We start from the raw sequence: 19,324 nt of genomic DNA on the forward strand, positions 1-19,324 counted from the left end.
TGACTGTCTACAAAAAAACGCTTTGAAGACGTTCTATGAAAACGCTCTAAGAAATATGAGCAAACCACGTTCCAGCTTTGGTTAACTCATTAATAACTAACGTGAGTCACCAGGAACAACAGGCCAAGGGGGCAAGAAACAGCAACTCAGACCCAATTTTTGCACCGACACGGTGCCAGCCGATGCTCGCAAAAAGTGCTTTTTTGCAAGCATCTCAACGCTCTGCTGACCCTTTAGCCAAGAGGTTAAAACGGGAACAGCAGTGGCGTCATAACCAGGGTAATGCCCAACGCCAATAGCTGAAGCGGAATGCCGACCCGGGCGAAATCGGAGAAACGGTAGTTACCCGGTGACAGTACCAGGGTGTTAACCGGCGATGCGATCGGCGTCGCAAAAGCGGTGGAAGCGGCAATAGCCACGGTCATCATCAACGGTTCCGGGTTCACACCAAGTAGCTGCGCGGCGGTCAGAGCTATGGGTGCAATCAGCACCGTCGTTGCGGTGTTGGAGATAAACTGGCTCAGTACCGAGGTCAGCAGGAACAGCCCGGTACTGAGCAACAGCGGCGAGGCCCCACCGAGCCAGTTCACCAGGTGCTCGACTACAAACGCCAGCGCCCCGCTCTTCTCCATCGCCAGCGCCAGCGGCAACATGCCGGCAATCAGTATAAGACTGGTGGCGTTCAACGAGCGCAGCGCTTCCGGCAGGCTAACGCAGCCGGTCAGTATCATCGCCAGGGCCGCCAGTAAAACGGTAGTCAGCGCCGGCAGCCAGCCTGCAGTCATACAGACCAGCATCGCCGCCAATACCAGCAAGGCTACCGGTGCCCGGCTGCCATGCACCGGAATCTCACCCAGCTCTGCCGGGGTCTGCAGCAGCACCAGGTCGCGCCGCCCTTCCAGCGCCCGTATCCGCTCCCAGCTGCCGGCCAGCAGCAGGGTATCGCCACCCTCCATTCGGGTTTCGCGATAGTCGGTTTCCAGCGGATCGCAGCGGCGCCGCAGACCGATCACGCTGAGGCCGTAACGCTCACGGAAAGCGCCCTCTTTTATGCTGCGACCCTGCAGCGGCGTACCCGGCGGCAGCATCACTTCGGCCACGCCGAACTCACGCCCCATTCGGCTGATCTCTTTGGCCGGCGAGCCATAATGGGTCAGCCGATGGCTGAGGCAGAGCCGTTCGATATCGCTCTCCTGACCGTAAACCCAGAGTTCGTCCCTAACCGCCAGCCGGGTGTTGGCCAGCACCGGCAGAATGCTGGAGAGCAGGGAACCCGAGCGGCGGATACCCACCAGGGTCACACGATGCTCGGAGCGCAGCGCGGCCTCTACCACGGTTTTATCCGCCAGTTGACTCAATGGCTGTACCACCAGCTTGTGCAGCTGACCGCTGACGCCGTAGCTCGCCATCATACCGGGCACATCACAGCTGTCGGGCTGCTGCTCCACATCCCGCTGGGGCAACAGCCGGCGTCCCAGCGTAATCAGGTAGAGAGCACCGGCCAGCAGAACAGCAGCACCGATCGGAGTGAATTCAAAGAAGCCAAACGGCTCAAGCCCCGCTTCCTTCAGCGCACCACTGACGACGATATTGGGTGGCGTGCCGATCAGGGTCAGCATACCGCCGATCAGGGCGGCGAATGCCAGCGGCATCATCAACTTGGAAGGCTGCATACCTGAGCGTCGCGCCATGCTCAGCACCACGGGGATCAATAGCGCCACGGCGCCGGTGGAGCTCATAAATGCCGAAAGCAGCGCCACCACCGGCAATAGAAAACAGAGCAACCGCACTTCACTGCTGCCACCAACCTTTAGCAGCCAATTACCGGCAGCGGCCGCGACGCCGGTGCGGAACAGCCCTTCACCGACCACAAACAGCGCGGCAATCATCACCACGGTGGGGTTACCAAAACCGGACACGGCTTCAGCCGGCGTGACGATTCCGGAAACGGCCAGCACCGCCACCACCATCAGCGCGACAAGGTCCATGCGCAGCTTGTCGCTGACAAAGAGTGCAATGGTGATTCCGAGTACTGCGAAGACGAAGCCTATCTCTGACGTCATTCCCTGATCCTGACCTGGACAACATCCGGTTCAGGTTTGCGCCGCCGGATGAATGGTGACTGATTGAGAACCCGGTCATTGATAACCAGGGGTTGACCGATCCTAACCCAAGCCGGCGGGGTCAGAAACAGCGTATCAACAGAGATACATTCTTTCGTAGCACGAAGCAATCGCCCCAAATATGGGCAAAAACCAACCAGATCGCACCGAAAAAGCACCCATTTATTTCGCATCACAACATATTTAATCGACTTTTATCATCAAACTATTTCTGCACATTTGGCGATTTTAGCCGCAATTTGAAAGACGATAGATAATTTATCATTTTTACCCCATGCATCACCTTTGACATCTCCTTCGAAGTGCGTATTTTTTAATTAAACGTTCAATCAATAAAAATTACGTCGGATCGCTTATGCCCAAAGTGGGAATGGACAAGGTACGTAAGCCTCAGCTGATCAAGGCCACCATGCAGGTGATTGATGAAGTGGGCTTCCATGGAGCCAGCGTGGCGCTGATTGGCCGCACGGCAAATGTATCGCCCGGCATCATCAACCACTACTTCGGCGGCAAGGACGGACTAATCGAGGCGACCATGCGCTCGGTACTCCAGGATCTGTCGATCGGTGTACAGGAACAGATGGCGCAAACCCATCCCGATGATGTGGTGGGCCGTATCCAGGCAATCGTGCGCGGCAACTTCGATCCGCGCCAGCTGGATTCCAGCGTGGTGAAAACCTGGCTCGCCTTCTGGGCGCATGCGATGCACCACGACAAGCTGTTCCGACTGCAGCGGGTGAATGAGAAACGTCTGCTGTCGCATTTGAAGCGAGAACTGAAACGCGCCCTGCCCGCCGAACGCGCCGATTTTGTCGCCAAGGCGATTGCGGCACTGATCGACGGGATCTGGCTGCGCGGCGCGCTCCATCCCGAGGGAATTAACGCAGATCTGGCGGTGGCGACGATCTACGACTATCTGGAGCGCCAGCTCCCGCCCGAACTTTTTGAGCTCCACCAGCGCCTTGGCGCGAATCGCCGCACAGCGAACACCTGATTAACAAAGAGTACAAACCGATGCAGCAACAGACCCTTTACATCCACGGCCAACACCGTGAAGCCAGCTCCGGAGAGACCTTTCCGACACGCAACCCGGCCACCGGCGAACTACTCGCCGATGTGCAGCAGGCAAGCGCAGCCGATGTGGATGCCGCCGTTGCTTCCGCCCAAGAGGGCCAGGCGATCTGGGGCGCCATGTCCGGTGCTGAGCGTGGCCGCATCCTGATGCGCGCGGTGCAGATCCTGCGCGAACGCAACGATGAACTGGCCGACCTGGAAGTACTGGATACCGGCAAACCGATGCAGGAAGCACGGGAAGTGGACGTGGTCACCGGCGCCGATGTAGTCGAATACTACGCGGGCCTCGCGGCCAGCCTGGGTGGCGAGCATCAGGATCTGGGCGGTACCAATTTCTTCTATACCCGCCGCGAGCCGCTGGGTGTCTGTGCCGGTATCGGCGCCTGGAACTACCCGATTCAGATCGCCATGTGGAAATCCGGCCCTTGCCTCGCCGCCGGCAACGCAATGATCTTCAAGCCCTCGGAAGAAACCCCGCTGACCGCCCTGACACTGGCGGAGATCTACACCGAGGCGGGCGTGCCCGATGGCGTATTCAACGTGGTACAGGGCGATGCCCGCGTCGGCCAGATGCTCACCGGACACCCGGAGATCGCCAAGGTCTCTTTCACCGGCGAATGCGGCACCGGCAAGAAGGTGATGGGTGCCAGCGCCCAGAGCCTGAAGGATGTCACCATGGAGCTGGGCGGCAAGTCACCGCTGGTTGTCTTTGACGATGCGGACCTCAGAAACGCGGTCTCCGGCGCCATGATGGCCAACTTCTACACCCAGGGCGAAGTCTGCACCCACGGCACCCGCGTGTTCGTGCATGAATCGATCTATGACGCTTTCCTCGAGCAGCTCGCCGAGCGCACCGCCAAACTCGTTGTCGGCGACCCGCAGAACCCGAACACTCAGATCGGCGCGCTGATCTCCGAGGAACACCTCGGCAAGGTGATGGGCTTTATCGATGCTGCCAAGACCGCCGGCGCCCGACTGGTCTGCGGTGGCGAGCGGGTCACCGAAAACGGTCTCGACAAGGGTTACTTTGTCGCTCCGACCGTGTTTGCCGATTGCAGCGACGATATGCCCCAGGTGCGCGAAGAGATCTTCGGACCGGTGATGTCGGTGCTGAAGTTCTCCTCCGAAGAGGAGGTGATCAACCGCGCCAACGATACCGATTACGGTCTTGCCGCGGGCCTGTTCACCAAAGATCTGTCCCGCGCGCACCGCGTTATCGCCAAACTCCAGGCCGGCATCTGCTGGATCAACACCTGGGGCGCCTCCCCCGCCGAAATGCCGGTGGGCGGTTACAAGCAATCCGGCGTTGGCCGCGAGAACGGCATCGAGACCCTGGCCGCCTACACCCAGACCAAATCGGTGTTCGTGGAGCTCGGTGACGTCGAATCCCCCTACGCCTGATCGGGATAGATACGGTTTAAGCCTATGAAACAGACATTCGATTACATCATCGTCGGCGCAGGCTCAGCAGGCTGCGTGCTGGCGGACCGATTAACCGAAAGCGGCGAGCACAGCGTGCTGCTGCTGGAGGCCGGTGGTTCGGATAACAACATTCTGATCCGCATGCCCACCGCCCTCTCCTACCCGATGAACATGCCGAAGTTCGCCTGGCAGTTTGAATCGGATCCGGAACCTGGACTGGATGGCCGCCAGCTTCACTGCCCCCGCGGCAAGGTGCTTGGCGGCGGCTCCTCCATCAACGGCATGGTCTACGTGCGCGGTCACGCCTGCGACTTTGAACAGTGGGCACAGCAGGGCGCCGAAGGCTGGGACTACGCCAATTGCCTGCCCTACTTCAAGCGCGCCGAGCACTGGAGCGCTGGCGGCAGCCAAGGGGATAAATACCGTGGCGGCCAGGGCCCGGTGGGCACCAACAACGGCAACGAGATGTCGCTGAACCCGCTCTACCAGGCGTTTATCGATGCCGGTCAGGAAGCGGGCTACCCTCAGACCGCCGACTACAACGGTTACCAGCAGGAGGGTTTCGGCCCCATGCATATGACCGTGGACGGCGGCGTGCGTGCTTCCACAAGCCGTGCCTATCTGGATCGCGCCCGCAAGCGGAGCAACCTGACGCTTCGCACCGGCATTTTGTCACGCAAGATCCTGCTTGAAAGTGGCAAGGCCGAAGGGGTCGAGTTTGAAAGCCACGGCAAGATCGACCAGGCGTTCGCCCGCCGCGAGGTGATCCTGTCCGCCGGTTCTATCGGTTCACCGCACCTGCTGCAGTTGTCCGGCATCGGTCCGTCAGACGTACTGCTCAACGCCGGTGTTGAACTGGAACATGAGCTTCCCGGCGTCGGCGAGAATCTGCAGGATCACCTGGAAGTTTACTTTCAGTACCGCTGCGACAAACCGATCACGCTGAACTCCAAGCTCGGCCTGATCAGCAAAGGGCTGATCGGCGCGCAGTGGATCCTGTTCAAATCAGGTTTGGGCGCCACCAACCATTTCGAGTCCTGCGGTTTTATCCGCTCCCGCGCCGGTCTGAAGTGGCCGAATATCCAGTACCACTTCCTGCCTGCCGCCATGCGTTATGACGGCCAGGCCGCGTTTAACGGCCACGGTTTCCAGGTGCATGTGGGCCCCAACAAGCCGGAGAGCCGGGGTCGCGTCTGGATCGAGAGCCCGGACCCGAAAATCGCGCCGCGCATCCTGTTCAACTACATCAGCACCGAACAGGACGTACAGGACTGGCGCGACACCATCCGCCTGACCCGCGAGATTCTTAACCAGCCGGCACTGGATGAGTTCCGCGGCGAGGAGATCCAGCCAGGAGCCAGCGTACAGAGCGACGAGGAGATCGACGCCTGGGTGCGCGCCAACGTGGAGAGCGCTTACCACCCCTCCTGCAGCTGCCGCATGGGCGCCAAGGATGACCCGATGGCGGTGGTCGATCCCGAGTGCCGCGTGCGCGGCATTAAGAATCTGCGCGTTGTTGATTCGTCGATCTTCCCGACGATCACCAACGGCAACCTGAACGCCCCTACGATCATGGTCGCGGAACGTGCCGCCGATCTGATACTGGGCAAAACCCCGGAAACCGCCAGCGACGCCGAGTTCTGGGTCGATCCACAATGGCAAAGCCGCCAACGCCCGGAAACGGCAAAACGCCCATTACATAAATAGAGATAAGCCAGTGCTGGCTCCGGGCACCGGAGTCAGACAGTGATCTTCCGCCTGCTCAGTCGAGCCGTGCTTGCCCGGCTGACCAGGCGGTGACTGGCAGTGCCCATGAAGTACCACCAGTAACCGAGGAGTACGACCTAATGACCCTTACCAGAAAAAACACCAGGACAAACACCAAGCTAGTCACAGCGATCGGCAGCGCCGCGCTGCTGAGCCTGAGTGCAACAGCCGTCTATGCCGCGGACCAGTGCAGCACCGTGCGATTTTCTGACGTCGGCTGGACCGACATCACCGCCACCACCGCCATTACCAGCGAAGTGCTGGAGGGGCTCGGCTATGAAACCGAAACCCAGCTACTTTCAGTACCGGTGACTTACAGCTCCATGGCCAACGGCGATATCGATGTATTCCTCGGCAACTGGATGCCGACCATGGAAGGCGACATCGCCAAATACCGTGATAACGGCACGGTGGAAAGCCTGCGTGCCAACCTGGAAGGCGCCAAATACACCCTGGCCGTGCCACAGTACGTTTACGATGCCGGCGTTCACTCCTTTGCCGATATCGCAGCGCACGCCGATGAGTTCAACGGCCGCATCTACGGTATCGAGCCGGGTAACGACGGTAACCGCCTGATCCAGGAGATGATCGACGAAAACGCCTTCGAACTGGGCGAGTTTCAGATCGTCGAGTCCAGCGAAGCGGGCATGATGTCCCAGGTTAAACGCGCCGTGCGCCGCGATAACTGGATCGTTTTCCTCGGCTGGGAGCCGCACCCGATGAACGCCAACTTCGAGCTGGCGTACCTTGATGGCGGTGATGACTGGTTCGGCCCCAACTACGGTGGCGCCACCGTGCACACCAACGTGCGCCAGGGCTACACCGACGCCTGCCCGAACGTGGGCACCCTGCTGAACAACCTGAGCTTCAGCCTGCAGATGGAAAACGAGGTGATGGGCGCAATCCTCGATGACAAGGAACAGCCCAGCGACGCCGCCAAAGCCTGGCTGCAGCAGAACCCGGAAGTGCTCGATACCTGGCTTGACGGCGTCACCACCCTGGACGGCGAAGCCGGCCTTGCCGCGGTAAAAGCGCACCTGGAAATTTGATCGCTGCTGTTTATCACTGTTGTCATCGCGATTGTTAAAAGAAACAAGAAAGGTACTTTTGAATGGATTGGTTAACCGACCATAAACTGCCGCTGGGCGACTGGATGGAAGCCTTTGTCGACTGGCTGACCTGGAACGCGGCGGGCTTTTTTGACGCCATCGCCATCTCTCTGGAGTGGGTAATCCTGTCGCTGGTAGACGTCTTCCTCTGGTTTCCCTCCTGGGCACTGATCGCCCTGGTGGCAGCCATGGCCTGGGCGCTGCATCGCAAACTGTCGCTGACGATCTTTACCGTTGCAGCGCTGCTGCTGATCCTCAATATGGGTTACTGGACCGAGATGGTGCAAACCCTGGTCCTGGTGCTCACCGCCACCTCCCTGTCGGTACTGATCGGTATCCCGGTGGGGATTCTGGCGGCGCACAAGCGCTGGGTGTACACCCTGCTGCGTCCGATTCTGGATTTGATGCAGACGATCCCCACCTTCGTCTACCTGATCCCGACCCTGGTACTGTTCGGTCTTGGCGTCGTGCCGGGCCTGATCTCCACCATCATTTTCGCCATCGCCGCACCGATCCGCCTCACCTATCTCGGCATCAGCCGGGTACCGGAAGAGCTGCTCGAAGCCGGCAAGGCGTTTGGTGCCAGCAACTCCAAGCTGCTGTACAAGGTGGAACTGCCGGCTGCGATGCCAAGCATCATGGCCGGTGTTACCCAGTGCATCATGCTGTCGCTGTCGATGGTGGTGATCGCCGCCCTGGTGGGCGCCGACGGCCTGGGCAAACCGGTGATTCGTGCCCTCAACACCGTGAACATCTCTCAGGGCTTTGAAGCGGGTCTGGCCATCGTTCTGGTGGCGATCATTCTCGACCGCATCTGCAAGAAACCGGGCAGCAAGGAGGAGATTTAATATGGCCGCCGTAGAAATAAAAGACCTCGACGTGGTGTTCGGCAACAACCAGGCACAGACACTGAGCCTGATCGACCAGGGCCTGTCACGCCAGGAGATCCTGGAAAAAACCGGCGATGTGGTTGGTGTCCAGGGCGCATCTCTGAGCGTTAACGAAGGCGAGATCTGCGTACTGATGGGATTGTCCGGTTCCGGCAAATCCAGCCTGCTGCGTGCCGTTAACGGCCTTAACCAGGTTTCCCGTGGCAGCCTGGAGGTTCAGGATGGCGATGCCAGGGTCGACCTGGCCAACTGCAACGCCCAGACCCTGCGCCACCTGCGCAGCAAGCGGATCTCCATGGTGTTCCAGAAGTTCGCGCTGATGCCCTGGCTCAGCGTGGTGGACAACGTGGCCTTTGGCCTGGAGATGCAGAATGTCGGCAAGAAAGAGCGCCGTCGCCGCGCCCTGGAAAAGCTGGAAATGGTCGGTCTGTCAGAGTGGCAGGATAAATTTCCCCATGAACTCTCCGGCGGCATGCAGCAGCGTGTCGGTCTGGCCCGCGCCTTTACCATGGACAGCGATATCCTGCTGATGGATGAACCTTTCTCGGCACTGGATCCGCTGATCCGCGCCCAACTGCAGGATGAACTGATCGAACTGCAGGAGCGGATGAAAAAGACCATCCTCTTCGTCAGTCACGATCTGGACGAAGCGCTAAAGATCGGCAGCCATATCGCCATCATGGAATCGGCACGGATCATCCAGCACGGCAAGCCGGAAGATATCGTACTCAACCCGAGCAACGCCTACGTGGAGGACTTTGTCGCCCACACCAATCCGTTGAACGTGCTGCGTGGCCGCTCACTGATGACCGATGTGTCTGACATGGCACTGAGCAACAACAGTCTGACGCTGAACGCCCGTGAAAACAGCCAGGTTCAACTGGAATCAGGCCGTCCGATCAGCGCAACACGGGGCGAAGTTGCCCTGGCCGTGACTCCCTGGAACGAGTCAGAAAGTCTGGATAAGGTGGCTGAAAACATGCTGATGGTCACCACGCCGGAAGTCTCCATGCGTAACGCCATCGAGCTGCGCTACCGCAGCGGCCAGCCGGTACTGCTGGCGGAGGATAACAAGGTGGTCGGCATGCTCTCCGATCGCGACTTCTACCATGCACTGCTGGGCAAACATTTCACCCAGGATTCCAACAGCGAAGCGGATGCTGCCTGAGTTGCCCTAGCGCCAGCGTCCACACAACGAAAAAAGGCCGATCCAGCGATGGATCGGCCTTTTCTTTAACCCGGTTTTCTGAGGCTATCGGCGCGAACAGCCACCAACGCCCTTACCGGTATTGTAAATTAATACTCTACAACCACGTCGCCGGTCGGGATGCTGCAGCAGGACAGGAAGTAACCTTCTGCCACGTCTTCATCGGTGATACCGCCGTTGTGAGACATTTCGATGTCACCTTCGACACGTTTCACCTTACAGGTACCGCAGATACCCATACCGCAGGCTTTCGGTATATGCAGACCCAGCTTGGCCGCCGCCGCGTGAACGGTTTCCCCCGGAGCGATACGGACGCTTTTGCCGGTTTTCGCGAACTCGACATTGAACATGTCGCTGGCTGCGATTGCATCCAGATCTTCCGCTGCCTGCTCGGCATCTTCTACCGCCTGCTCTTCCACCGCTTCCGGCGTCGCACCGAAGGCTTCCTCGTGGTAGCGCGCCATATCAAAGCCTGCATCCTGCAGCATCCGCTTCACGGCTTTCATGTACGGCGTCGGGCCGCAGCAGAACACTTCACGCTCCATGAAGTCCGGCGCGATCATGTCCAGCTTGATGCGATCCAGGAAGCCGCGGTAACCGGCCCAGGACTGACCCGGCTCGACCTTCTCACAGATCAGGTGCAGATCGAAGTTGGAGATACGCGAGGAGATGGTTTCCAGCTCGCGATGGAAAATGATGTCACGTGGGGTACGCGCACTGTGCACAAAGACCATATCGACATCTGTGTTGGTATCAAACGCCCAACGGGTCATGGACATCACCGGGGTGATACCTACACCACCAGAGAGGAACAGAACCTTGTTCGACGGAAAGTCGATGCTGTTGAAAGCACCGACCGGACCGTGAACGGCCAGCTCGTAACCTTCAACCATGTTGTCGTGCAGCCAGTTGGATACCAGACCGCCCGGCTGACGCTTCACGGTGATGGAGAAGCTGTACGGCACCGACGGGGAGCTGGAGATGGTGTAGGAGCGGAACACCTGCTCGCCTTCGATCTCAAGTTCCAGGGTCACAAACTGGCCCGGTTTGAAGAAGAACATAACCGGCTGCTCGGCCATGAAACAGTAAGTGGCGACGTCCCAGGTTTCCTGGATCACCTTAACGCAGCGCACAGCGTGACGACCGTTGCTCCAGGTCTGGGTTGTTACCGGAACGAATGCGTCGCTGTTGACGATTGAAATGCTCGGGTTGTTCATGGCTGGCACTTCCAAAATTGGGTGTTGGGTTTAGAGAAAGAAGGTGAACAAATTTATGGCGTCTCAGCCCGGCTTGGACCACACTTCAGTGTGGTTGACGATGGCCGACTTGCAACTTTTTTCGGCGACCGAATCTACCCGACTGGAAGCCTGAAATGCCATAGGTTTGCTCACGATCTCCCTCTGGATCTCGTGTAGTGCGAATTGTCATTTCAAGCACATTTTATAACTTACTTATTCGCGACGTGGAATTGTCTTAAAAACACCATTTGGGGCCTTTTTGACCACCCCTAGTCTCAAATAGAACGGGTTGGTGTCGTGAACAGAATATTGAATAACCCTACACAAAGGCAGGATTGCCCTCAGACACCTGAACACCACGGAGAACCGGGTATTGGGTCGTTAACGAGGGCCGCAAGGCGGCATGCAACCCAACTGTTATGATCGAGATACAGTACTGATGAACCAGAACGATCTGCTTAACCTCAGCTACGCGAGCCTGGACCAGGCTCGGGAAGAGATGACCGGTATGCTCAAAGAGCGCCGCCGTGACTATTCACTGCCGGCTCCTCTCTACAACGACCCCCATATGTTCCGCCTGGATATGGAAGAGATCTTCCAGAAAGAGTGGCTGTTCGTTGGTATGACCAGCGAGATCCCCTCCAAGGGCGATTACTTCACTGTTGAAATCGGCCAGAACCCTGTTCTGATCGTACGTGACGCTGATGGCAGCGTGAATGCATTCCACAACACCTGCCGCCACCGCGGCTCGCGTGTTTGCACCGAACACCGTGGCAAGGTCGCCAACCTGGTTTGCCCTTACCACCAGTGGACCTACGACCTGAAAGGTAACCTGCTGTTCGCCGGTACCGAAATGGGCGAAGGTTTCGATATGAAGCAGCACGGCCTGAAAAAGGCTCACTGCAAAGTCGGCGGTGGTTTCATCTACATCTGCCTGGGCAAAGAAGAGCCGGAAGGTGACTTCGACGAGTTCCTGGCAACTCTCGACGAGTACATGGAACCGTACGACGTTGAGAACACCAAGCTGGCCGTTGAATCCAACATGTACGAAAAGGCCAACTGGAAGCTGGTTCTGGAAAACAACCGCGAGTGCTACCACTGTGCGGGCAGCCACCCGGAACTGCTGAACACCATCCTGGAGTGGGACGACACCAACGACCCGCGCGCTCCGCAGGACTTCCTGGATCACTACGCCCGTCAGGCGGCTGAGTGGGACGCTGAAGGTATCCCGCACGAGCACAAGAGCTTCGGCGTACGTAACCGTATCGTCCGTATGCCGCTCAAGGAAGGCACCCAGGTAATGACCATCGATGGCGATCAGGCGTGCGACAAGCTGCTGGGCCGCATCAAGAACCGTCAGCTCGGCTCCATGCGTATCCTGCACCTGCCGAACTCTTGGAACCACATGCAGAGCGATCACTTCATCGTCTTCCGTGTGCTGCCGATCTCCGCACAGGAGTCCATGGTCACCACCAAGTGGTTCGTGCACAAAGATGCCGTTGAAGGCGTGGATTACAACCCTGAGCGCCTGCGCCAGGTTTGGGATGCCACCAACGACCAGGACCGCATCCTGGGCGAAGAAAACCAGCGCGGCATCAACTCTATCGGCTACCAGCCGGGCCCGTACTCCAAGACTTATGAGTTCGGCGTCATCAACTTCATGGACTGGTACACCGATACCGCCCTGAAGAACCTCGAGAAGTAAGCAAGTTCCAATGAAAAAGGCTGCCATCTGGCAGCCTTTTTTCTATCTGGCGTTTGCGTTCTGGATAACGCCCTTAAACAGCGTTGAGATCCAGATCGCGTCAGGCGATATCGATCTGATAACGGAAGGTATCGGCAGAGCCTCTGGAGATACGGTACTCCAGCGGAGTCTTGTCATAGCCACTGGCCAGACGCTCGATCACCACAATCGGCTGACCGGCACTGATGCAAAGCTGCCCCGCCACTTTTTCGTCAGCGACATCGACAACCAGCTCCTCATGAGCACTGGCGATCCGTTGCTCGCAGACCTCTTCATAGAACGGATAGAGCAGATTATCGAAAGCGGACAGTTCGATGGTCATCAGCGTGCTAAAGCGGCTTTCCGGTAACCAGATATCCTCATGGAACAGCACCCGACCGTTAGCCAGTCGCTGACGCTCCATATGGATCACTTTCTCCCCGGCAGCCAGACTCAGTGCATCGCGCACATCGCCAGAGGGCTTTTCACTACGCAGAGCCAAAACCCGACCTTCGGGCACTTCACGTACGCCCTCGCTGTTTTTCGTCTCCTGACGGAAAAAGCGCATAAAGGAGCTATCGAAATTGGGCCGGCGCACAAAAGTACCGCGCCCCTGACGTCTCTGCAGCAGACCGTCATTGACCAGCTCATCCACCGCTTTGCGCACGGTACCGGTGGCGATGCCGTAAGTTTTTGTCAGCTCCGCTTCAGTGGGAATCACCCCGCCCGGCAACCAGTCTCCAGCCGCAATGCGGGCCGCAATTTCATCTCTAAGACGTTGATATAAAGGCAGGCGTTCATCCTGACCCAACTGCATTGAACTCATTTTAGCTGTCCTTCTTACAACATAAGCACACTCTAATCCGGACAAATCCTGAGGTCTATATCTATTGACAGTCTATTGGTCGAACTATATGTTCGTCCAGTCATATATATGAATATATGTCATAGAGAAGGCCCAGTCTCAGGAGTCATACCCGGGCCGAATAAGAAAATATAGAGGTAACCGCGCTACATGAATGACGTTACTAAACCCAGTATTGCAGGGGTGGATACTCACGCGCATATTTTCTGCCGTGACCTCCCGCTGGCCGCGAACCGTCGTTACGCCCCCGAGTACGACGCGCTTGTCGAGACCTATCTGAGCAACATCGATAGCTGCGGACTGTCCCATGGCGTCCTGATTCAGCCGAGCTTTCTTGGCACCGATAACAGCTTTATTGAAGCGGCTCTGCGCCAATATCCGGAACGCCTGCGTGCAGTGGCAGTCGTTGACCCGGAGATCTCCGACGCGGAACTGGATCGCCTGGATACCCTGGGTTTTGTCGGCATCCGCCTGAACCTGATTGGTAAAGAGCTGGAAGATTTCAGCGCACCGCTCTGGCAACACCTGTTTTCCCGGTTGGCCCAACTCAACTGGCAGGTGGAGATTCAGCGCGGCTTCGATGACCTTTACACCTTTGTGCCCGCCATTCTCGCCAGTGGCGTGAATGTGGTGATCGATCACTTTGGCCGCCCCGGTGGCGTGATCGATACAGGGCGCGCCGACCACGCCAAATCGCTGGAGCTTTTTGCCAGTGAGCAGATGTGGATTAAACTCTCCGCCGCCTATCGTGCGGAGGCCGATCTCGAACAGGCCGGACAGATGCTGGAGATCCTGAGAAAGACCATGGGCGGTATCGATCGCCTGGTCTGGGGCAGTGACTGGCCGAATACCCAGTTCGAGAACAGTACCAGCTACAAAGAGCAGTTCGCCTTTTTCACTTCACTGGTAACCGATGCACAGGAACAGCGCCGGATACTGGTCGATAACGCAATCAACCTTTTCCGATTCAATCAGACTGTTTGATCCGAAAACAATAACTTAGGGTTACAAGTATGATGAGCTTGATTGTGGTGGGGGCTATCGTCCTCGCCATCGCACTGGGCTACAAAACGCGGATCAATATTGGTCTGTTCGCTATCGCTTTCGCTTACCTGATCGGCTGCTTCGCCATGGGCATGTCGCCGAACGAGGTGATCAAACTCTGGCCGCTGAAGATCTTCTTTATCATCTTCTCGGTGTCGCTGTTCTACAGTTTCGCGATTATCAACGGTACGCTGGAAAAACTCTCCGAGCACCTGCTCTACAGCTGCCGGAAATTCCCCCATTTTCTGCCGTTCGCGATCTTCTTCAGCTCTACGCTGATCTCTGCCCTCGGCGCCGGTTACTACACCGTACTCGCCTTCATGGCGCCGCTGACGCTGCTGGTCTGCCAGCGCACCGGCATGAGCATGATCGTTGGCGCCATGTCGGTGAACTACGGCGCCCTGGCGGGTGCGAACTTCGTCTCCAGCCAGAGCGGTATCATCTTCCGTACACTGATGATGGGCGCCGGCTTCTCCGAGGAAGACGCCTTTATCAACGCCCTGGGGATCTTTATCTCCACAGCCGTCATTCCTCTGCTGGTCATCACAGGCCTTGTCTTCCTGACCGGTCATGCGAAGACGATGAAAGAATCCGGCTTTAGCATCGACAAGCCGCGTGCGTTTGATTCGAAGCAGAAAACCACGCTGACTCTGACCCTGGTGATGATGCTGCTGGTGCTGGCGGCGCCGATCTCTGCGATCCTGATGCCAGATAACGAGACCATCACCTTCATCAACTCCAAGATCAACATCGGCCTGGTGGCCAGCATCTTCTCGGTGCTCGCGCTGATGCTGAAACTGGGTGATGAGCGCAAGGCGATCGCGTCCCTGCCGTGGAGCACCCTGATCATGATCTGTGGTGTCGGTATGCTGATCTCCATCGCCATCAAGGCAGGCGCCATTGATCAGCTGTCCAGCTGGATCGGCACCAACATCCCGTCTGCGCTGGTACCGGTCGCCTTCGGCGTGGTCGGCGCGCTGATGTCGCTGTTCGCGAGCACCCTGGGCGTGGTGACGCCGGCCCTGTTCCCGATCGTGCCGTCCATCGCCGCGAACCTGGGTATCGATCCGATGATCATCTTTATCTGTATCGTGGTGGGCGCTCAGGCAACCTCTATTTCGCCCTTCTCTTCCGGCGGCAGCCTTATTCTTGGCGCCTGCCCGAGCGACGAGAACCGCAGGGATCTATTCCCGCAACTGCTGTTCCGCGCCGCGCCTCTCGGTTTTGCTGTGGCACTGTTGTACAACTTGGCGATCACCTTCGTGCTGTAAGATTTGGGGTAAACCGTCGTTGTACATCCTTTGGCCGCTCTATGAGCGGCCTTTTTTTGTAGCGCCGGGTATCGCCTTGAAGAACGAAAAACTCAGTCAGCGAAATGGATAATCCTGTTTCGCCCGCTTTGCTTCGCCTCGTAAAGTGCCCGGTCTGCCTTGATGGCCAGGGCATCGAAGTCATCCTCATCACTGTACCTAACGGCAACCCCGATACTGACCGTGGCATCGATCAGCTCACCGCTCTCCAGTATCAACGGGCTTTCCTCAAACGAGGCACGAATTCTCGCCGCCACCCGATTCGCGCCATCCGCAGGCAAGTCACGCAGCACGACCATGAACTCCTCTCCCCCCATGCGGCAGAAAGCATCATCCGGGCGCAGGCATCGCCGTGCTATCTCGACAAAATGCTTCAACACCCTGTCACCGACCGGATGGCCATGGTTATCGTTGATTGACTTGAAATGGTCGAGGTCGATCATCAACAGCGTCATCGACTCGGGTTGCTCATCCTCACCCTGCACCAGGTTATAGAGCGCTCGCCGGGTCAGCGTACCGGTCAGCTCATCATGGTTGGAGGCGTATTCCAGATCCCGCAGCCGGGAGCGGTTGCAGTGGATATAGCAGGACAGAATGATCGGCACGAGCGCGACCATCGCCACAGTCACCCGCAGGGAGATCACGTTCAACCAGTAGGAGATCTGCTGATCCGGATCGATATAGCCGTTGGACAGCGAGATCAGCGTCCAGACACAGTAGACCAGCGTGATCAACGCGGTACTGAACACGCTGTACGCAAAGGCGCACCAGAGCAAGCCGATCAGCGGAACGGCAATAACCCCCGGACCACTGATGGTCATCGCCAGCAGACAAAGCGCGATCACAGACACACCGGGAAGCAGACTGAGAAGATTCATGCGCGCCAGACAGGCCTTTATTGCCCCACTACTTAGCGCGCTGAAGGCCGGCGCGACGATAAACAGCGGCAGAAAAACGACATAGTTCACAAACTCGGTGACTAACCAGTAGGTGAAGCCATCAGCGACACTGCCATCGAACAGCAGAGGGTTGGCATACATGCCAAACAGCCCCGCCGCCACCGCTGCGGCCAGAGCCACCGGTGCAATACTCAACACATCGACAACATCCTTGACCGGGTACAGCGCCAGCCGCCAGCGTCGCGCCACGATCAACCCGGCCATCACGCTGAAGATATTGCCGGTGTTCAACACCAGAGCCTTGATCACACTGCTGCCCGTTATCAGATCGGCCACAACCATCGCCAGCCCCGACCAGAGCCAGAAGCCGCTTCTAGCAAGCTGGGGGTTGCGGAGCATTAAACCAAGGATCAGGGAATTCGCGGGCCAGAGATCGGCCAGGTAACCGGAGGGGCGACTAAAAATACCGATGAGCGCGATAGCGAATACGGCCAAGACAAGAGGGAAGGTTTTTTTCATTATGTCAGGTCTTTTTCTCGCCTGTATGTCTGACTATAGAGCCATATCTATTCCGCGCTTTTCAAGCGGGAATCGCCTTTTACACCGTCCCCGCGCGCAAAAATGCATTTTTTGAGCATCTACGGAATCGATGCCGACGCCAAAAAGAAAAAACGCCGCAAATGCGGCGTTGATCAGAGCATCCGGAGTGCACTCTACTCAGACAAAACCCAGCAGGCGCGGCAGGAACAGGGAAAGTTCCGGCACAAAGGTGGTTACCATCATCACCGGCAGGCCGACAAAGGCCATCAGACCCAGTGCAGGCATCACGGTTTTATGGATCGACACCTTACCGATGCGGCACGCCATATAGAGTATCGGCGCCACCGGCGGACTGTTCGCTCCGATCACCACGGAGCAAGCGACGATGGAAGCGAAGTGCACCGGATGCACACCGGTATCGACCATCAACGGCAGGAACAGCGGTGCCACCACCACGGTGACCGATACATCATCCATGATCATGCCGGCGAGGATCAGGAACAGGTTCACCGCGATCAGAATCAGTAGCGGATTCTCGATCATGGTGCGCACCAGCTCGGTCAGATCCTGAGGAATCCGCTCAAACGCCAGAATGCGTCCGATCATGAAGCTGAACAGCAGAATCAGAATCACGGTACCGGTGGTCTCGGCAGCCGCAACCACCCCACGGGCGAAGCTCTTGAGGTTCAGATCCTTGTAGATAAAGAAGCCGATCATCATCGCCGCAAAGGCCGCCACAGCAGCCGCTTCGGTAGGCGTGAAGACACCGCCGTAGATACCACCGAGAATAATGATCGGCAGCGATAGCGCCGGGAAAGCACGGATAGTCGCGCGCCCCTTGCCCGGCAGCTGCTCGAGCCCATCATTGGCAGCGCTGCTGACTTCCTCGAAGAAACGGCCAACACTGAAGCGGTTGGCGATAATCAGCCCGATAATCAACAGAATCGCCGGCCCAACCGATGCGGCAAAGCAGGCCGCCACCGACTGCCGGGTGACCACGGCAAACAGAATCATGGTGATTGAGGGCGGGATCAGAATCCCCAATAGCGAGGAGATCCCCAGCAGCGCCGATGAGTAAGCGCGCGGATAGCCACGCTGCTCCAGCGGGCCGATCATGATCGTACCGATAGAGGCTACAGCAGCGGTTGCGGTACCAGCGATAGCACCGAAAATACCGGACGCCATCACCATGGAGGCCCCCATACCACCGCGCCGCTTGCCGATCATCACCTCGATAAAGTCCACCAGACGCTTGGCGATACCGCCGCTCTGCATCATGTAGCCGGTCAGAACAAACAACGGCAGCGCGATAAGGATAACGGAGTCAACCGAACGATAGCCCTGCAACATCAGGGTGTTCAGGTTGGCATCAAAGGCGTAGACCAGGTATGCCAGCACGCCGGCAAACGACCAGGCCACCGGAACGCCGATGATCATCAGCACCAGCAGGATGCCAATTGCGATCAAACCTTCCATCTCAATGCCCCCCTTTCAGTCGTTTGATACCAGTCAGTGCGCAGATAACATCGCGCAGCGCGTAACAGCTGCAGCCCACCGCCGCGAGCATGATCGATGCCTGGGGCAACCAGAGCGGAATCCCCATACCCGGTGTCGACTGCGGACGCCGCATCCCCCAGGCCAGCATGCGATACGCCAGTACCACGAAGAACAGACAGATGATGAAGGTAATCAGTGAAATCAGCGCTTTGTGCATCAGCTTCAGGCGTTGATCCGTGATCTGAAGCTCCACAAAGTCGACGACGAGATGCTCATTACGCCTGCTCGCGATCAAACCTCCGAGCATGTACAACCACATCCCGAACAGCATGATCAGCTCAAGCAACCCGACGACTGACCAGCCAAATACATAGCGCGCCAGCACCAGAAACAACATCAGACCCACCACGAGTATGCTGGCCAGAAACGCTGCCGCTTCCAGCAACCAGCCCACGCGGTTATCAAGTCCGGAAAAAAGTCTGCCGATCATTTTTTCTCCAGCCTATGAACGAACCAGCCCGCAAAGCGGGCCGGTGAGTTAAAACAACGAGTAAAAACAACAACTTATAATTAGATAGTACTAATATTTCTCGCTATTGCTTACTCGCTATAACAG

The 19,324-nt window shown here is 57.7% G+C and carries 15 protein-coding genes; 9 read left to right on the forward strand and 6 right to left on the reverse strand.

Translation table 11 applies throughout. From position 1 onward, the window contains the following. Nucleotides 1-245: 245 nt before the first annotated feature. Nucleotides 246-2,063 carry an SLC13 family permease gene (locus tag CLV83_RS21285; protein WP_132297642.1) on the reverse strand — a complete coding sequence of 606 codons (1,818 nt, stop codon included), beginning with the start codon at nucleotides 2,061-2,063 and terminating at the stop codon, nucleotides 246-248. Between the two features lie 415 nt (nucleotides 2,064-2,478). On the opposite strand from CLV83_RS21285, the gene betI reads away from it, so the two are divergent. The 6 genes from betI (at nucleotide 2,479) to choV (ending at nucleotide 9,553) form a co-directional block, all read left to right on the forward strand. Further along, complete coding sequence (betI, locus tag CLV83_RS21290; RefSeq protein ID WP_132297645.1) at nucleotides 2,479-3,117, forward strand: transcriptional regulator BetI; 639 nt, start codon at nucleotides 2,479-2,481, stop codon at nucleotides 3,115-3,117. A 20-nt stretch (nucleotides 3,118-3,137) separates the two neighbouring features. After that, entirely contained in the window at nucleotides 3,138-4,598 is a 1,461-nt protein-coding gene (betB, locus tag CLV83_RS21295) for a betaine-aldehyde dehydrogenase (protein WP_132297648.1), read from the forward strand. Between the two features lie 24 nt (nucleotides 4,599-4,622). Continuing rightward, entirely contained in the window at nucleotides 4,623-6,326 is a 1,704-nt protein-coding gene (gene betA, locus CLV83_RS21300; protein WP_132297652.1) for a choline dehydrogenase, read from the forward strand. A 140-nt stretch (nucleotides 6,327-6,466) separates the two neighbouring features. Continuing rightward, the gene (locus tag CLV83_RS21305; protein ID WP_132297655.1) at nucleotides 6,467-7,435 is read left to right on the forward strand and encodes a choline ABC transporter substrate-binding protein; all 969 of its coding nucleotides are present in this window, start codon (nucleotides 6,467-6,469) and stop codon (nucleotides 7,433-7,435) included. A gap of 62 nt (nucleotides 7,436-7,497) precedes the next feature. Continuing rightward, the gene (gene choW, locus CLV83_RS21310; RefSeq protein ID WP_132297658.1) at nucleotides 7,498-8,343 is read left to right on the forward strand and encodes a choline ABC transporter permease subunit; all 846 of its coding nucleotides are present in this window, start codon (nucleotides 7,498-7,500) and stop codon (nucleotides 8,341-8,343) included. A gap of 1 nt (nucleotide 8,344) precedes the next feature. After that, nucleotides 8,345-9,553 carry a choline ABC transporter ATP-binding protein gene (gene choV, locus CLV83_RS21315; RefSeq protein ID WP_132297661.1) on the forward strand — a complete coding sequence of 403 codons (1,209 nt, stop codon included), beginning with the start codon at nucleotides 8,345-8,347 and terminating at the stop codon, nucleotides 9,551-9,553. A 128-nt stretch (nucleotides 9,554-9,681) separates the two neighbouring features. Here the strand turns inward: choV and CLV83_RS21320 are convergent, their stop codons facing one another. Beyond that, on the reverse strand, nucleotides 9,682-10,809 hold the full coding sequence (locus CLV83_RS21320) for an FAD-binding oxidoreductase (protein ID WP_132297664.1): 1,128 nt from the start codon (nucleotides 10,807-10,809) through the stop codon (nucleotides 9,682-9,684). A gap of 460 nt (nucleotides 10,810-11,269) precedes the next feature. On the opposite strand from CLV83_RS21320, the gene CLV83_RS21325 reads away from it, so the two are divergent. Then, nucleotides 11,270-12,535, forward strand: a complete 1,266-nt coding sequence (locus CLV83_RS21325) for an aromatic ring-hydroxylating oxygenase subunit alpha (protein WP_132297667.1) — start codon at nucleotides 11,270-11,272, stop codon at nucleotides 12,533-12,535. Between the two features lie 100 nt (nucleotides 12,536-12,635). Here CLV83_RS21325 and CLV83_RS21330 read toward each other — a convergent pair whose 3' ends face one another. Further along, entirely contained in the window at nucleotides 12,636-13,379 is a 744-nt protein-coding gene (locus tag CLV83_RS21330) for a GntR family transcriptional regulator (RefSeq protein ID WP_132297670.1), read from the reverse strand. Between the two features lie 189 nt (nucleotides 13,380-13,568). On the opposite strand from CLV83_RS21330, the gene CLV83_RS21335 reads away from it, so the two are divergent. Then, nucleotides 13,569-14,402 carry an amidohydrolase family protein gene (locus CLV83_RS21335; RefSeq protein WP_132297673.1) on the forward strand — a complete coding sequence of 278 codons (834 nt, stop codon included), beginning with the start codon at nucleotides 13,569-13,571 and terminating at the stop codon, nucleotides 14,400-14,402. Between the two features lie 29 nt (nucleotides 14,403-14,431). Continuing rightward, nucleotides 14,432-15,733, forward strand: a complete 1,302-nt coding sequence (locus CLV83_RS21340) for an SLC13 family permease (protein WP_132297676.1) — start codon at nucleotides 14,432-14,434, stop codon at nucleotides 15,731-15,733. Between the two features lie 92 nt (nucleotides 15,734-15,825). Here CLV83_RS21340 and CLV83_RS21345 read toward each other — a convergent pair whose 3' ends face one another. The 3 genes from CLV83_RS21345 to CLV83_RS21355 all read right to left on the reverse strand — a co-directional run bounded on the left by CLV83_RS21345 (nucleotide 15,826) and on the right by CLV83_RS21355 (nucleotide 19,198). After that, on the reverse strand, nucleotides 15,826-17,190 hold the full coding sequence (locus tag CLV83_RS21345) for a GGDEF domain-containing protein (RefSeq protein WP_132297679.1): 1,365 nt from the start codon (nucleotides 17,188-17,190) through the stop codon (nucleotides 15,826-15,828). Between the two features lie 198 nt (nucleotides 17,191-17,388). Continuing rightward, the gene (locus CLV83_RS21350; protein ID WP_132297682.1) at nucleotides 17,389-18,687 is read right to left on the reverse strand and encodes a TRAP transporter large permease; all 1,299 of its coding nucleotides are present in this window, start codon (nucleotides 18,685-18,687) and stop codon (nucleotides 17,389-17,391) included. 1 nt (nucleotide 18,688) lies between these two features. Further along, nucleotides 18,689-19,198, reverse strand: a complete 510-nt coding sequence (locus CLV83_RS21355; RefSeq protein WP_132297685.1) for a TRAP transporter small permease — start codon at nucleotides 19,196-19,198, stop codon at nucleotides 18,689-18,691. Nucleotides 19,199-19,324 lie beyond the last annotated feature (126 nt).

Source organism: Marinobacterium mangrovicola, from assembly GCF_004339595.1.
Lineage (GTDB): Bacteria > Pseudomonadota > Gammaproteobacteria > Pseudomonadales > Balneatricaceae > Marinobacterium_D > Marinobacterium_D mangrovicola.

Coding starts and splice junctions, on each gene's coding strand:
- CLV83_RS21325 (WP_132297667.1), top strand. CDS start 11,270: ATGAACCAGAACGATCTGCTTAACCTCAGCTACGCGAGCCTGGACCAG.
- betB (WP_132297648.1), top strand. CDS start 3,138: ATGCAGCAACAGACCCTTTACATCCACGGCCAACACCGTGAAGCCAGC.
- CLV83_RS21350 (WP_132297682.1), bottom strand. CDS start 18,687: ATGGAAGGTTTGATCGCAATTGGCATCCTGCTGGTGCTGATGATCATC.
- CLV83_RS21285 (WP_132297642.1), bottom strand. CDS start 2,063: ATGACGTCAGAGATAGGCTTCGTCTTCGCAGTACTCGGAATCACCATT.
- CLV83_RS21355 (WP_132297685.1), bottom strand. CDS start 19,198: ATGATCGGCAGACTTTTTTCCGGACTTGATAACCGCGTGGGCTGGTTG.
- choW (WP_132297658.1), top strand. CDS start 7,498: ATGGATTGGTTAACCGACCATAAACTGCCGCTGGGCGACTGGATGGAA.
- choV (WP_132297661.1), top strand. CDS start 8,345: ATGGCCGCCGTAGAAATAAAAGACCTCGACGTGGTGTTCGGCAACAAC.
- CLV83_RS21330 (WP_132297670.1), bottom strand. CDS start 13,379: ATGAGTTCAATGCAGTTGGGTCAGGATGAACGCCTGCCTTTATATCAA.
- CLV83_RS21305 (WP_132297655.1), top strand. CDS start 6,467: ATGACCCTTACCAGAAAAAACACCAGGACAAACACCAAGCTAGTCACA.
- betI (WP_132297645.1), top strand. CDS start 2,479: ATGCCCAAAGTGGGAATGGACAAGGTACGTAAGCCTCAGCTGATCAAG.
- CLV83_RS21335 (WP_132297673.1), top strand. CDS start 13,569: ATGAATGACGTTACTAAACCCAGTATTGCAGGGGTGGATACTCACGCG.
- CLV83_RS21320 (WP_132297664.1), bottom strand. CDS start 10,809: ATGAACAACCCGAGCATTTCAATCGTCAACAGCGACGCATTCGTTCCG.
- betA (WP_132297652.1), top strand. CDS start 4,623: ATGAAACAGACATTCGATTACATCATCGTCGGCGCAGGCTCAGCAGGC.
- CLV83_RS21345 (WP_132297679.1), bottom strand. CDS start 17,190: ATGAAAAAAACCTTCCCTCTTGTCTTGGCCGTATTCGCTATCGCGCTC.
- CLV83_RS21340 (WP_132297676.1), top strand. CDS start 14,432: ATGATGAGCTTGATTGTGGTGGGGGCTATCGTCCTCGCCATCGCACTG.